Source organism: Hymenobacter terrestris (assembly GCF_013377905.1).
Taxonomy (GTDB): Bacteria; Bacteroidota; Bacteroidia; order Cytophagales; family Hymenobacteraceae; genus Hymenobacter; species Hymenobacter terrestris.
In genome coordinates this window covers 48,286-62,067 of the sequence record NZ_JABKAV010000012.1, presented here as the reverse complement: position 1 = coordinate 62,067, position 13,782 = coordinate 48,286, and the positions used below count along the sequence as shown (strand labels likewise).

Sequence of the window (13,782 nt, the reverse complement as noted above, 5' to 3'; positions counted from 1 at the left end):
CTCAATAAAGTACCGTCAGAGACCCGCTGAAGGACTTACCCAGGGGGCCTTTGGTTACCACCACGTAGTAGTAGGTGCCGACCGGCGCGGGCTTGCCGTTGATGTTGCCGTTCCATTCGTTGGCCCGGCTGTAGTTCTGGGCCGAGAAAACCTGGGTTCCCCAGCGGTTGAACACGGTGACGGTGTTGTCGGGGAATTGCTCGATGAACTCAATCTGCCAGGTATCGTTGCGGCCGTCGCCGTTGGGCGTGAAGGCGTTCGGAATCCGGATGGCCTCGCGCACGGTTACCGTTACCTGGTCGGTGGCAGCGCAGCCGCCGGCCCCGGCCGAAAGGGTGTAGGTGGTGGTGGTTGTAGGTGAGGCCCGGGGCCGCAGCGGGTCGTTGCCCGAGAAATCCAGGCCCGCCGCCGGGGTCCACGTAACGGGATAAGTGCCATCGGCAGTGCCTTCCAACACCACCGAGTTGCCTAGGATAACTTCCTTATCGGGGCCGGCGCTTATGTTAACCGTTGGCTGAACGCGCACAACTACTCCATTGGAAGTGGTCGATACCGGCCCGCAGCTGTTGGCCGTGCTCAGGCGCAGCGTCACGGTCTGGCCGTCGCGCAGCGTGCTGCTGGTGAACACCGGATTTGTGGCCCCGGGTACATCGTTGCCATCCACCCGCCACTGGTAGGCGGGGTTCGTGCCGCCATTCGTTACACTGGTGGCCCGGAAGGTCTGGGGCTCGCCCGTGCAGGCGGCCGGCCCGGCTTCCTGGGCAATAACCAGGGTAGGAGTGGGGGTAGGCGTGCGCGTAACAGTAACGGTGGCCGTAGCCGGCCCGGTGCTACACAGGCCCGTGCTGGCGGTTACATCTACCCGCACCCGGTCGCCGGTTGCCAGCGTGCTGCTGGTAAAGGTTGGCCCGCTGGCTACAGGAATGTCATTCACGAACCACTGGTAAGCCGGCGTGGTGCCCGCATCGGTGGCCACAGCCGTGAAAGTAAGCGGCGTGCCGGGGCATGAAGCGGGCAGCGTGGCCACGGTTACGGTGGGCGTTACCGAGGGTAGCACCCGAATAGTTACCACGTTCGAAACCTGGGTGGAGCAAGTACCGGTGCCCGACGTGACGCGGCGGCGGAAATAGGTGGTGGCGCTTAGGGTAGCCGGCTGATAAGTAGGGCCGGTGGCCCCGCCAACGGCCGTCCAGGTGCTGTTATTCAACGAAGACTCCCACTGGTAGGCGAACGTGCCGGTTCCACCGCTGGCCGGACCGGCGCTGCTCAGCGGCGCGGGGGCCGTACCCGCGCAAATGTCCTGGTCGGCGGCAATGCTACCGGCCAGCAGTTCGGGCAGCACCGTCAGCGTTACCACATTCGATAGCACCGGTGCGCAGGCCGCCGTCAGGGCCTGGCGGCGGAAGAAAGTGGTAACCGTGAGCGGGCCCGGCGCATAGTCGGCGCTGGTGGCCCCGTTTACCGGCGTCCAGGTGGTGTTGTCAGTCGAAAATTCCCACTGGTACGTCAAAGTGCCAAGGCCACCAGTGGCGTCGCCGGTGCTGGTCAGACGGGCGGGAGTGGCTCCCTGGCACAGCGTCTGGTCGGCGGCAATGGTACCGGCCACCACCGCCGGGGCCACCGTAATCGTTACCGCATTGGACACGGCCGGAGCGCAGCCCGCGCCCGAGCTGGCCCGGCGGCGGAAGGAGGTGGTAACCGTGAGGGCAACCGGCTGGTACGTGGCGTTGGTCGCGCCGGTGATGGGAACCCAGGTGACGTTATCGCCCGACGACTCCCACTGGTAAGTAATGGGGCCATTGCCGCCCGTGGCGGCCGTTGGGCTGGTGAGCAAAGCCGGCACTGCTCCGGCGCATAAGTCCTGGCTGGCCGCAATGGTCCCGGCTGTCAGGGCCGGCGTTACCGTAACGGTGACGACGTTGGAAGCAATACTGTCGCAGGGGCCGGAGCTTAGCTGACGGCGGAACGAGGTGGTAACCGTGAGCGGGCCCGGCGCATACGTTTCGCCCGTGCCGTTGGCTACGGCGGTCCAGGTGGCGTTGTCGAGTGATGATTCCCACTGGAAAGCAAACGAGCCGGTACCCCCGGTTGGGGCCGCCGTGCTGGTAAGCGGGGCCGGCGCGGTACCCACGCACACGGTCTGGTCGGCGGCAATGGTACCGGGCACTATGGCCGGCGTCACGGTAATCTTAATGGAAGGAGTAGGCGTACCCGGCGCGCAGAAGCCCGAAGTAACCAGCCGCCGGTAGAAAATGTCGGCGTTGGCGGCCGCTGGCTGGTAGGTTTCGCTGGTTGCACCCGAAATGTTGGCCCAGGTATTACCGTCGGCCGAGCTCTGCCACTGGTAGTCAAACTGACCGGTGCCCTCTGCCGCCGGAGCCGTGCTGGTCAGCAAAGCGGGGGTGTCGCCGGCGCACACGGCCTGCGCGGCCGCAATCGTGCCCGGGGTAGGCGGGCCAAAAATCCGGACCAGGCTCTTACTCTCCCGGCAAAAGCACTCGGTTGTAATACGCAGCGTCACCTCATAGTCGCCGGGGCGGGGGTAGGTGTGCGGGGGCGGATTTTGCGCCGTTGAGGTGGTGCCGTCGCCAAAATCCCAGGCGTATTGGGGGTTGTCGAACTCAACCGGTGGAGCCTCGAAAGTATATTGCAGGCAGCCCGTAGCTTCTCCACTGAAGCCAAAGCGCAGCAAGGAGCTCTGGTTGAAATTAACCAGGCCCAGCCCGCTCAGCCGCCCGCCCAGTTGCAGGCTGTCGTCGGCGTAGGCAATGGCAGCACCCAGCGAATCGGGATAGGGAATAAAGCCCAGGGCCGGCTGGTTTTCGCGGGCCACGTAAATCTTGCCGTCGGGAGCGGTCTGCATCGAGCCTAGGTTTACCGGCGTAGTTTGCCCAAGCGGAATAACCTCGCGGCCTACCGGGCCATTGCCGGCGCCGGTACCAATAGTGCTGATATCGAACTGCAGCAGCTGCGGCAGCCGGGGTGCCGCGCCCAGCACGGTGGCATACAGCCGGCTGCGGCCCGGCGAAAACGCCACGCCATAGTAGCCGCCCTGATCGGCATCGATAATGCGGGGGGTGCCGACCGCACCCGTCCCGGTATCGAAGCTGAATAGCTCCACGGTGCTGCTCCTATCGGTGGTGATTTCGCTATAGCGGGCCAGGGCCAGCTGCTGGCCGTCGGGCGTCACCTTCATCTGCCCGCGGTAGCCAACCGGCGACACGCTTGGCGCGTGCAACGAGCCTACGGCGGAGGCAATGGGCGGATCAATGTTCACCGGACCCGTGCCCATGCCGCCGGTAGACGGCTTCACGCGGTAGGCCATAAAGGCGTCGCCGCGGTTGTTGTTGCCCGATGTTGCGCCGCCCCAGCCATGCACGATAAGCCAGATGTCGCAGCCGTTTTTATGGAACACGGCCGTCATTTTCTCGGCGGTGCCCTGGGCAAGCGGTGTGTTTTTGGTGGCTAGAACGACTGTACCGGGGCCTCCGCCGGCCGGAATAACGATTTCGGAATAACGGAGGCCATTAGGCCCGCCCGCCGCGTCCTGCGTGAACAGCAGGTAGCGCGTTGCCACACCCGTTGAACCCGGAGGGGGACTGCCGGGCATCCGGATGGGTAGGGGGCCATCGGTAACGAGTCGGCTGCCCAGTAAGCCGGTGCCGTTGGTCATAACGGTGCCGTCGCCGTTCCAAACGGTTTCGCCGTTGCTGTAAAAGAGAATCTCGCCGCTGCCATCCGACATTACCCCGGCCCCGGCCGGCGCGTCCATGGCACCATTGGTGAGCACCGTGGGCTTGATGGAATCGGTGGCCATGTTGAAATCGAGCCCCGCTTTGAAGCCGAAATACCAGGTGTTGGCGAACTTCTCATCCTCGCTGCATTCCGGCGGGCCCGTGGGGGTTTGTGCGCGGGCTGCCCCGCTTGCAAGCAGCATCAACAGCGTAAACAGCCACCCAACTGCCGCCCGCCGCCGTCGGTTCAGGTACCGGCGAGCGGGTAACGGGCGAGTAGCCTTGGTAGGTGAAAAAGGATGAGAAACGGGCAGGAGAATAAGCGTTGCGGGCATACAGGGGCAGGCAAGTGGGCGGGCACTTATCAACAGGCGGGCGGATAGCTCTCAGACAGAGGCTTACCCGCTATTTCAAACGAACATAGTCTGCTAGATAATACAGTTCTTCTAAAGAATCTACCAGCAGTACTTGGTAAAGCTGCAGATTGTCGGTTAGGTTCGCCCCAATAGCTGCTGAAGCAGAAATAAAGGCTCTAATCACGCTATATAAGGGCTAAGTTAATGGTTGTCAAAATCGTACGCTTTGGCCACAGTGGCTGTAATTGGGGAGGTGTGCCACGAATCATGATTGCCAATTTATTTAGTTTTGATGATGCGAAAATAGTTAGTAATTTGGCATTGTATTACGGTTGAAGTAGGTTGCTGCATCTTCATCACCCGTTCAACCCGGCGGCTTTTTTTAACTCTATTTTAAACCCCTTTCCTCTTTTTTGCCATGCTACAGATGATGGTTTCCAAGCGCCTCGGGCGCCGCCAGTTTCACTTCACCGTTCAGGGAGCCACGTTCCACGAAACGGTGGCCGAGTACGACCGGCTCAGCTTCCCCGATGTGGCCAAGTGCGGCCTCTGCGGCTCCGACAACCTCGACCTGACGGCCCGCGAGGCCCAGGGCAAGTTCAAATACACCAGCCTGCGCTGCCTCGATTGCCGCGGCGACGTAACCTTTGGCAAGCGCCAGGACGATGACCAGACCGTATTCCTGCGCAAAACCGAAGACGGCAAGCTCGACTGGCGCGCCTTCGAAAAGCCGGCTTAAGTAATCTAGGTCGCGAAGAGCGCTACAGGGGCGGGGCTTAGCAACTTGAGTTGAGTAATGACTACTTTCGTGGCATGAACCCGACTCGTCGCCAGGCCCCGCTGCTGGCCCCCTCGCTTCTTTCCGCCGACTTCGGCAACCTGCAGGCCGAAACCGAAATGCTGGCCGCCTCGGCCGCCGACTGGCTGCATTTCGATGTGATGGACGGCCGATTTGTGCCCAACATCTCGTTCGGCATTCCGGTGCTGGAGGCCGTGCATCGCTACGCCAAGCAGCCCATCGATGTACACCTGATGATCGAAGAGCCCCAGCACTACCTGAGCGCCTTCCGCGACGCCGGGGCCGCGGTGATAACGGTGCATTACGAGGCCTGCATTCACTTGCACCGGGTGGTGCAGCAAATCAAGCAGCTGGGTTGCCGGGCCGGCGTGGCCCTCAACCCGCATTCGCCCGTAAGTTTGCTCGAAGACATTGCCGCCGACCTCGACGTAGTTCTGATTATGTCGGTGAACCCCGGTTTCGGGGGGCAGGCCTTTATTCCGAACACGCTGCGCAAGGTGGCCCAGCTGAAAGAGCTGCTGGTGGATAGTGGCTCGTCGGCCCTGATTGAGGTGGACGGCGGCGTAACGCTTGACAACGCGCCCGCCCTGGTAGCGGCCGGGGCCGATGTGCTGGTAGCCGGCTCGTTCGTGTTCAAGGATGGCGACCCAGTGGGCACCCTGGCCCGGATGCGGGCCGAGCTGGCCCCCGAAGCTCTCGAAACCAACGACTAAGCCCTGCGGATGCTGCCTGATTTCCGCGCTTCCTTCTGCGTTCCGACTCGTTTGTGGCTTCGGCTGCTAACGGCGCCCGCCGCCCGCCCGGGCACTGCCGCGCTGTTGCTGCTGGCCGGCCTGGCCACGCCGGCGCTGGCTCAAACCAGCCGCGTGCCGGTAACCGGCGTAGTGCGCGACGGCAGCGGCCGGCCCCTGGAAGACGTGACAGTAGGCGTGGAGGGCCAGACGGGCAGCACCAGCACCAATGCCCAAGGCCGCTTTTCGCTGAGCGTAGCGCGGCCGGCGGCCGGTGGCGCGGCTCCGGTGCTGGTACTGCGCCGCCTTGGCTACCGCCTCGAACGCCTGAAACTCGACCTGGCCCAGAACCCGGAGCTCCGGCTGGTGCTGGCCGATGATGGCCGGGCCCTCGACAACGTAACCGTGCGCGGCCGCCAGGATGGCACCGATACCCGCGAGCAGGTAAGCATTATGCAGCTGGAGCCGCGGGCGGCCAAGGAAATTCCTTCGCCCTTCGGCGACTTTTCGGCCATCCTCAAAACGCTGCCCGGCGTAACCAGCACCAACGAGCTGACCAGCACGTATTCGGTGCGGGGCGGCAACTACGAGGAAAACCTGATTTACGTCAACGGCTTCGAGGTGTACCGGCCGTTTCTGGTAACCACGGCCCAGCAGGAGGGTTTGAGCTTCGTAAACCCCGATCTGGTGAACACGATTGAGTTTTCGAGCGGGGGCTGGCAGCCCAAGTTCGGCGACAAGCTCTCGTCGGTGCTCAACATTGAGTACAAGCGCCCCCTCAAGTTCGGGGCTTCTGCTACGGCTAGTTTGGTAGGTGGCACGGCCCACGTAGAGGCCGCCTCGCCCAACCGCCGCGTTAGTTACCTGGCCGGGGTGCGCTACAAAAACGCCACCTACGTTTTCAACTCGCTCCAGCAGCAGCAGGGCGGCTACAACCCCACCTTTTACGACGGCCAGAGCCTGATTACGCTGGCCCTGGGCCCCAAAGACAACCTCGACCGCACTACGGTAAGCGTCCTGAATACCTTTGCTCACAACGATTTTCGCTTCAACCCCGAAAGTGGCGAAAGCACGTTCAGTACCGGCGTCAACCAGTTTTCGCGCCTTATCATCGACTACTCGGGGCGGGAGCGGATGCAGTATGATACCTACCAGGGCGGGCTGAGCCTGAGCCACCAGTTGCGGACCAACCTGCGCCTGGAGCTGCTGGGAGGGCTGCTTTACTCGCGCGAGTTTGAGTACCGCGACGTGGAAGCAGCTTATTTTATTGCCGAAATCAACCGCGACCCAAACTCGCCCGACTTTGGGGCCGACCGCAACCGGCGGGGCATAGGCTCGCTTTTCAAGAACTCGCGCAACTCGCTCGAAGCCCGGGTTGCCTCACTCGAAACCCGCGGCACCTGGACGCCGGGCCTGCGCCACACCGTGCGCTGGGGCCTGAAGGCCGGCCGCGAGCAAATAAACGACGAGTTAAACGAGTACAGCTTCGTCGATTCGGCTGACTTCGTACCCGACTTCCGCCGTACCCGCCTGCGCTCCGACCTTAGCCTGAACAGTACCCGCACCCAAGGCTACGCCCAGCACACCATTCGCTTCGATTCGCTGCGCACGCTCACCTACGGCGCCCGCCTCAACTACTGGACCGTGAATGGGCAGACCACGCTCAGCCCGCGGGTACAGTACGCCTTCCGAAGTGCCCGTAACCCGCGGCTGGCCTGGAAAGCGGCGGCCGGCGTGTACGTGCAGCCGCCCTTCTACCGCGAGCTGCGCTTTCAGTCCGGGGCCCCGCAAAACCAGGAGGGCGCGCTCAACCTCGACCTGCGGGCCCAACGCTCGTTACACTTTATTGTGGGCAACGAGCTGCGTTTTCAGAGCTGGGGCCGGCCGTTTCGGTTCACCGGCGAGGCCTACTACAAGTACCTCACCGATGTGGTGCCCTACGACATCGACAACGTGCGCCTGCGCTATCAGGCCAACAACAACGCCAAGGCTTACGCCGCCGGCTTCGATGCGCGGGTGAGCGGCGAGTTCATCCCCGGCACCGAATCGTGGTTTAGCCTGGGCGTGCTCTCGACCCGCGAAAACCTGGTCGGCGACTCGCTCAATGTCTTCGATTCCGAGGGTCAGGTTATCGGCCGCCAGTCCAAGGGCTATATCCGCCGGCCTTCTGATCAGCGCCTGAACCTGGGAATTTTCCTGCAGGACAACCTGCCCAACGACCCCTCGGTGAAGGGCTACGTGAACTTCGTGTTTGGCACCGGCCTGCCCTTCAGTCCCCCCGACGCGCCCGATTTGCGGGGCACCAGTAAGCTCACCCGGGCCTACCGGCGGGCCGATCTGGGCTTCACCAAAGTAGTAAGCCTGCGCACCGAGGCCGAGTTGGCTGCCCGTGGCCGCAGCGTACAGCTGCAAACGCTGTGGCTGAGCCTGGAAGTGCTCAACGTGCTGGGAGCCAGTAATCTGGCCGGCTATAATTACGTGCAGGACCTCAACGGCCTCACCTACAGCGTACCTAACTTCCTCTCGAACCGCTTGGTAAACCTGCGGGTAATTGCCCGTTTTTAGCGGTAGGTGCCAGTAGTCAATAGCACGTCATGCTGAGCGAAGCCGAAGCATCTCTACCGCAATGGTATATGGTTGCTATTGCGGTAGAGATGCTTCGGCTTCGCTCAGCATGACGTGCTATCAAGCTCTTAAACACAACTCACTATCTCACTTCTGATTTTCGGCATGCACATCTTTGAAGCGTAGCATATCGGTGAGGCGTTCCTCCATTTCGGGGTCGAAGCCGCAGGTGGCCTCAAAGGTGACGGGGTTGCGGTAGGTGCCGAAGAGGTAGTCCCAGACCACTAGGTCGCCGTAGTTGTGGCTGTGCTGCTGGTACTGATGATGGACGCGGTGCATTTCGGGGCGCTGTAAGATGTAGCCTACCCAGCGGGGCGTGCGCACATTGGTGTGGTAGAAGAATTCGCCCAGCGCTGTGCAAAGCGTGTACACGGCCCCGGCCGCCGGGCTCAGGCCTAGCACGGTGAACACCAGCAGCCCGCCCAGCAGCGAATTGACGGTCATTTCGAGTGGGTGCTTGTAGAAGGACGTGATGACTTCAAGGCGGCGGGGGCTGTGATGAATCTGGTGAAAGTGCAGCCACAGAAAGTCCTGGGTGTGGCGCCAGCGGTGCCACCAGTAGAAAATGAACGTGGCTACCACGTAGGCCAGCAGCCCGCCGGCCACTGGCCCCAGATGGCGCGAAACGTGCAGCAGCGAGTAGGCCGAAAACCACTTCTCCCAGGTAAGGCCCGCCACCACTACAACCAGCAGCTGAGCGCCGTTAATGACCAGCACTCGGAAAGGCCAGGTGGCTACCCGCGGCAGCTTCCAGCCCGGCACCACGCGCTCCAGCACAAAGCAGAACGCAAAGGCCGCGAAAATAACGACCAGCATGGGTGGGGCACCCCATTGGAGCAGGTTGGATAGACTAAGGACAAAGTCGCAGCTTAGCAGCAGCGGCGGTGAAAACAACGGATTCATAGGAGCAGGGTTAAGGGGTAAAACCATGCTCCAAAGGTGCGGTCCGCGCCACCCTTAACCCTTGACATTTGTCAAGATCGTAATTAGCCGGAACGGCGGGCGCGTAGGCGGCTCAGGGTTTCGGGGGTAATGCCGAGGTGAGAGGCCAGCATGTGTAGCGGTACCTGTTGGGCGAGGTCGGGAAAGTCGTGTAGCATCCGAGCGTAGCGTTCGGCGGCGGGCAGCATGCGCAGGTCGAGGGCGCGCTGCTCGCTGAGCACGTAGTAGCGCTCGGTGAGCACCCGGCCAATTAAATTGAACTCAGGAAACTGCCGGTACAACGCCTGCACCTGCTCGTGGGTGAGCGACCAACCCCGGCACTCGGCCAGCGCCTGCAGGTACTCGTGGGAAGGCCGGCGCGAAAAGAAGCTCAGAATCGAAATAACAAAGTGGCCCGCCGGCATAAACCACGACGTAACCTCCTTGCCTTCTTTCAGATAAAACCCTCTTACCAGGCCCGATTCCAGGAAATACAGCCGCTGCGCCACACTGCCGGGTTCGAGCAGCATGGTGCGGGCCGCCACGGTTTCGGGTCGCGCCAGCCGGCGCAACTCGGCCTCCAGGCCCGGGGAAAGCGGATGAATAGCGCGGCAAACCGCCAGCAAAGCGTCCATGTGGCCCAAGGTAGCAGGACTGGCGCAATGCGCGTGTAGCGCCAGTCATAGGGTAGGTAAAATAAAATGCAGCCGCTGCATATAGCACCGGCTGCTTTATTTTGAGGCTGTAACCCATTGAAAGGCGTGGTTAGCCGCGTTTCCGGGCTTTGCCAGCGGGTGCGGGTTTGCCGCTGCCGGTATACGCTACCCGGTACACGACGCCGTTGGCGTCGTCCGACACCAGCAGCGAGCCGTCGGCGTGCTGGGCAATGCCGCACACGCGGCCGAACTGCTCCTGGTTGTCGTTCACCAACCAGCCGGTCACGAAATCCTCGAACTTCTCGGGCTGGCCCTGTTCGTTGAAATGCACCCGTACCAGCTTGTAGCCCGAAGGCTCGGCGCGGTTCCAGGAGCCGTGCATGGTTACGATGGCGTCGTTCTGGTACTCTTTCGGGAACTGCTGACCGTTGTAAAACACCATGCCCAGCGGAGCCGAGTGGGCCTTGTAAAGCAGTTTGGGATTGGTTGTTTTGGCCGCGTACTCCGCGTGGGTCTGGCCCCCGGGCGGCTCGTCGGCCAGGTTGGCCTTGCCATTCTCGAACACGAAGGGCCAGCCGTAGTTGCCGCCCGGCTTGATTTCATTCAACTCCTCTTGCTGCTGCTCATCGCCCAGCCAGTCGATGCCGTGGTCGAAGCCGAACAGCTGCCCGGTGCGCGGGTGCCAGCCGAAGCCAATGGTGTTGCGCAGGCCCTGGGCGTACACGGAGCGGCCCGAACCGTCGGGCTTCACTTGCAGCAGGGTGGCGTTTTCCTTGTTGCCCTCGTCGCAGGCGTTGCAGGTGCTGCCTACCGAGAGGTAGAGCGTGCCGTCGGGAGCAAAATTGAGGGTGCGATTGGGATGCTGGCCGGCGTCGGGCAGGTCGTTGTAAAGGCGCTTGAGCGGACTGAGCGTCCCATCGGGCCGGATATCAGCCACGTACAGCTCCCGGATGGCCGAGGCGTAGAGCTTGCCGTCGCGAATGGCCAGCCCGTGCAGGTGCTCGGCCTGGGCTACCTGGCGGGTCTGGTCGGCGCGGCCGTCCTGGTTGGTGTCGCGCAGCAGCGTGATGGTGCCTTTGTCGCGGTTCGACACATACACGTCGCCGTTGGGGGCTACGGCCAGCATCCGGGGCTTGTCGAGTTTCTCGGCAAACTTGGTGATAGCGAAGCCGGCCGGCACCTTCAGTTGGGCCACGCGGTCGTCGGTGGCATCCACCTGCTTGGGCTTGAAGATATGGCCTTCATAGGAAGCCTCCACCGACTTCTGGTAATCGTTCTGGGCGGCGGCCGTCAGGCTAGTGGCCAGCGCCGTGGTCAGTAAAAAAGCGAATTTGGTCATGGGAGCCGAAATAAGGTAGTTGCCTCTTTACAACTCATTTTCGGCTGGCCGGGTTGTGGCCCCATGCGCATTCTCCGGCCCGCTTGTCCTGGATCGGGCTTGCCCCCAATGCGCTTACCCTTGCCAAAATTTAGTATGCGCGGGCCTGCCACTCAGTGAGGGAAAGACGCATGTTGGGCAGGCGAGATTTGAACGCCTCATCGTCTTTGTCGCCCATTTTGATGGCCTTGCGGGCGTACACGATGGCCGTGCCGTAGTCCTGCTGCTGGGCCAGTAAACGGGCCTTGATCCAGTTGTTGCTCACCTCGCTCTGCAGCCGAATTGACTCGTTGATCCAGGTTAGGGCCCGCTCGGGCTGCAGGTTGTTCTGCACGAGGTAGTCGGCGGCCTGGGCCAGCAGCTCCCAGTTGTTGGGCTGTTGCAGCAGCGCCCGCTCGACGCCAGCCAGCACCTGTTTGTGTACTTCTACCTCGAACAGCAGCACCACAGTACGCTTCTCCCAGGTTAGGTTAAGGTGGGCACCGTTGGGCCGCACATTGGAAAACCAATACAGCAGGCTTTCCTGAAATTGGGCCTGCTCGGTCTGGACCGGTACCCGGATGACGTCCTGCTGCGGGTCGTAGCCATCGGTTCCCCAGTGGGTGGTTACGCGGTTGAGCGCCACTTCCCAGTCGCGGTCCTGGTGCGGAATTACGTAGTAGGAGTACTGGCCGGCGGGCACGCTCTGCCCATTCAGCAGCACTGGGGTTGAGAAACGGATAAGCGTGTTTTCGTTGGCTCCGGCGCGCCACACCTGCTCGTAAGGCACCAGCCCGCCCCACACAGTGCGGCTACGTACCGAGGGCGAATGGTATTCCACCGTCACGTCGGTAAGGCCCACGGCCTGGGCTACCAGGGCCCGAGGGCTGGCCTGGGGCAGCAACAGCTCGATGCCCGTCGGCACGCCCGTACTGGGCGGCGGCAGCGCAGCAGGTGCCGGTTTGCCAGTCAGGGGGGGCGGGGTAGCTGCTGATGCGGGCGCAGGAGCCGGTATTGTCTGGGCGTGGGCCGCCAGCGAGCTACCGGTGCTCAGGGCAAGCAGGAGTCCGAAACGAAGAGTGAAAGAGCAGGCAATAGACATAAGCCAGAAAACAAAGCGGGGCAGGAAACTGTAACATAGCCGGCACGACGACCGCACCGCCGGTTATGCAGTAACAATGGTGCCAAAAGTAGGTCGACCTGTTACAGGAAACGTGAAGTTCCCGGTTTTTTGATAATTTTTTTGGGGAAAAGTTTTCATCCTATTGGTCTGCTCGTACATTTGCCCCGCTACTTAGCCCTTATGATTTTCTCCGCGCCTCGTTTTACTGCCCTAAGCCACCCGGCTGCCCCCGTAGCGGGCCGCCCGGCCGGGGCCGGCGCGTCTGAGTCTGCCACTTGGCATCATCACGGGTACCATTCCTCTTTCTAGAGGAATGAACGCATCATATTGACCCGTTGGGCGAGCCGTATCAGGCTCCCCGGCCCCCGGAAAAACGGGGGTCCGGCCGGCTTCTGACCATCGCCAACCGTTATGGGTCGCCCTGCCTCTTTCTTCAGAACATGCCCACCGCCGTTTCGGCCAATCGGGCCAGCCGTCAAATCTTCTCGAATCGTCAATTGAGCCCGAATGGCCAGTTCCTGATTCTTACTACTTAATACAAAAAGAATGCTCCGTCTGGCTATCCAGAAATCCGGCCGCTTAAGCGAAGACTCCCTGAACCTGATTCGGGAGTGCGGTATCAGCTTCCTCGCGGCTTCCAACAAGCTCAAAACCGAAGCCACCAACTTCCCGCTCGAAATCCTGTACCTGCGCGACGACGACATTCCCGGTTATGTGCAGGACGGCGTGGCCGATCTGGGTATTGTGGGCCAGAACGTGCTGGTAGAGGCCGGCTTTCCGGAGCTGGAAGTGGAAGGCCTGGGTTTCAGCAAGTGCCGCCTGAGCCTGGCCGTGCCCCGCGCCGCTGCTTACGACTCCATCCATAGTCTGCAGGGCGTGAGCATTGCCACCTCGTACCCTAAAATCCTGGGCGATTATCTGGCCGGGCAGGGCGTGCAGGCCCACCTGCACACCATCAGCGGCTCGGTGGAAATTGCCCCCAGCATCGGGCTGGCCGAGGCCATCTGCGACATCGTGAGCAGTGGCTCGACGCTGCTTGGCAACGGTCTGCGGGAAGTGGAAACCGTGTTCCGCTCCGAAGCCGTGCTCATCGCCAACCAAAACCTGAACGCCGAGAAGAAGGAGTTGCTCGAGCAGCTGATGTTTCGGATGCAGGCCGTGCGCCGCGCCCGCCGCAACAAGTACATCATACTGAACGCGCCCGTCGCGGCCCTGGATGCAGTGAAGCAATTGCTGCCCGGTATTAAGTCGCCCACCATTACCCCGCTGGCCGAAGAAGGCTGGGTGTCGGTGCAGTCGGTGGTAAACGAGGACGATTTCTGGCATATTACCAGCCAGCTCAAGGCCGTCGGCGCCGAAGGCATCCTGGTTCTCCCGATTGAGAAAATGATTTCCTGATTAGTGCTTAGTTGGTAGTGCCTAGTGCTTGGCAATAGGAGCTAGGATTACACTAAGCACTACCAACTAAGCACCAAGCACT

9 protein-coding genes are annotated in these 13,782 nt (G+C 61.9%); 4 read left to right on the top strand and 5 right to left on the bottom strand.

Features of this window, described 5'->3' with window-relative positions; genetic code table 11:
• Position 1: 1 nt before the first annotated feature.
• Positions 2-3,937 carry a T9SS type B sorting domain-containing protein gene (locus tag HW556_RS06520; RefSeq protein WP_176899120.1) on the bottom strand — a complete coding sequence of 1,312 codons (3,936 nt, stop codon included), beginning with the start codon at positions 3,935-3,937 and terminating at the stop codon, positions 2-4.
• A gap of 580 nt (positions 3,938-4,517) precedes the next feature.
• Between HW556_RS06520 and HW556_RS06515 the strand changes: the two genes are divergently transcribed.
• From HW556_RS06515 to HW556_RS06505, 3 genes are all read left to right on the top strand, one after another.
• Positions 4,518-4,829, top strand: a complete 312-nt coding sequence (locus HW556_RS06515) for a hypothetical protein (protein WP_176899118.1) — start codon at positions 4,518-4,520, stop codon at positions 4,827-4,829.
• Between the two features lie 74 nt (positions 4,830-4,903).
• The gene (gene rpe / locus HW556_RS06510; RefSeq protein WP_176899116.1) at positions 4,904-5,602 is read left to right on the top strand and encodes a ribulose-phosphate 3-epimerase; all 699 of its coding nucleotides are present in this window, start codon (positions 4,904-4,906) and stop codon (positions 5,600-5,602) included.
• A gap of 9 nt (positions 5,603-5,611) precedes the next feature.
• Positions 5,612-8,185 carry a TonB-dependent receptor gene (locus tag HW556_RS06505; protein ID WP_176899114.1) on the top strand — a complete coding sequence of 858 codons (2,574 nt, stop codon included), beginning with the start codon at positions 5,612-5,614 and terminating at the stop codon, positions 8,183-8,185.
• 147 nt (positions 8,186-8,332) lie between these two features.
• Here the strand turns inward: HW556_RS06505 and HW556_RS06500 are convergent, their stop codons facing one another.
• The 4 genes from HW556_RS06500 to HW556_RS06485 form a co-directional block, all read right to left on the bottom strand.
• Entirely contained in the window at positions 8,333-9,148 is an 816-nt protein-coding gene (locus HW556_RS06500) for a sterol desaturase family protein (RefSeq protein ID WP_246289546.1), read from the bottom strand.
• An 83-nt stretch (positions 9,149-9,231) separates the two neighbouring features.
• Positions 9,232-9,801, bottom strand: coding sequence for a Crp/Fnr family transcriptional regulator (locus HW556_RS06495; protein WP_176899112.1), 570 nt, complete (start codon positions 9,799-9,801; stop codon positions 9,232-9,234).
• Between the two features lie 130 nt (positions 9,802-9,931).
• Positions 9,932-11,161 carry a PQQ-dependent sugar dehydrogenase gene (locus HW556_RS06490; protein WP_176899110.1) on the bottom strand — a complete coding sequence of 410 codons (1,230 nt, stop codon included), beginning with the start codon at positions 11,159-11,161 and terminating at the stop codon, positions 9,932-9,934.
• Between the two features lie 130 nt (positions 11,162-11,291).
• Positions 11,292-12,281: a DUF2911 domain-containing protein gene (locus HW556_RS06485; protein ID WP_176899108.1), complete on the bottom strand. Its 990-nt coding sequence runs from the start codon at positions 12,279-12,281 to the stop codon at positions 11,292-11,294.
• A gap of 567 nt (positions 12,282-12,848) precedes the next feature.
• Between HW556_RS06485 and hisG the strand changes: the two genes are divergently transcribed.
• Positions 12,849-13,700: an ATP phosphoribosyltransferase gene (hisG, locus tag HW556_RS06480; protein ID WP_176899106.1), complete on the top strand. Its 852-nt coding sequence runs from the start codon at positions 12,849-12,851 to the stop codon at positions 13,698-13,700.
• Positions 13,701-13,782: the final 82 nt, after the last annotated feature.

What these genes read in the sequence shown, in the direction of transcription:
- HW556_RS06495 (WP_176899112.1), bottom strand. Translation starts at nt 9,801, where the DNA reads ATGGACGCTTTGCTGGCGGTTTGCCGCGCTATTCATCCGCTTTCCCCG.
- HW556_RS06485 (WP_176899108.1), bottom strand. Translation starts at nt 12,281, where the DNA reads ATGTCTATTGCCTGCTCTTTCACTCTTCGTTTCGGACTCCTGCTTGCC.
- HW556_RS06505 (WP_176899114.1), top strand. Translation starts at nt 5,612, where the DNA reads ATGCTGCCTGATTTCCGCGCTTCCTTCTGCGTTCCGACTCGTTTGTGG.
- HW556_RS06515 (WP_176899118.1), top strand. Translation starts at nt 4,518, where the DNA reads ATGATGGTTTCCAAGCGCCTCGGGCGCCGCCAGTTTCACTTCACCGTT.
- HW556_RS06520 (WP_176899120.1), bottom strand. Translation starts at nt 3,937, where the DNA reads ATGCTGCTTGCAAGCGGGGCAGCCCGCGCACAAACCCCCACGGGCCCG.
- HW556_RS06490 (WP_176899110.1), bottom strand. Translation starts at nt 11,161, where the DNA reads ATGACCAAATTCGCTTTTTTACTGACCACGGCGCTGGCCACTAGCCTG.
- hisG (WP_176899106.1), top strand. Translation starts at nt 12,849, where the DNA reads ATGCTCCGTCTGGCTATCCAGAAATCCGGCCGCTTAAGCGAAGACTCC.
- rpe (WP_176899116.1), top strand. Translation starts at nt 4,904, where the DNA reads ATGAACCCGACTCGTCGCCAGGCCCCGCTGCTGGCCCCCTCGCTTCTT.
- HW556_RS06500 (WP_246289546.1), bottom strand. Translation starts at nt 9,148, where the DNA reads ATGAATCCGTTGTTTTCACCGCCGCTGCTGCTAAGCTGCGACTTTGTC.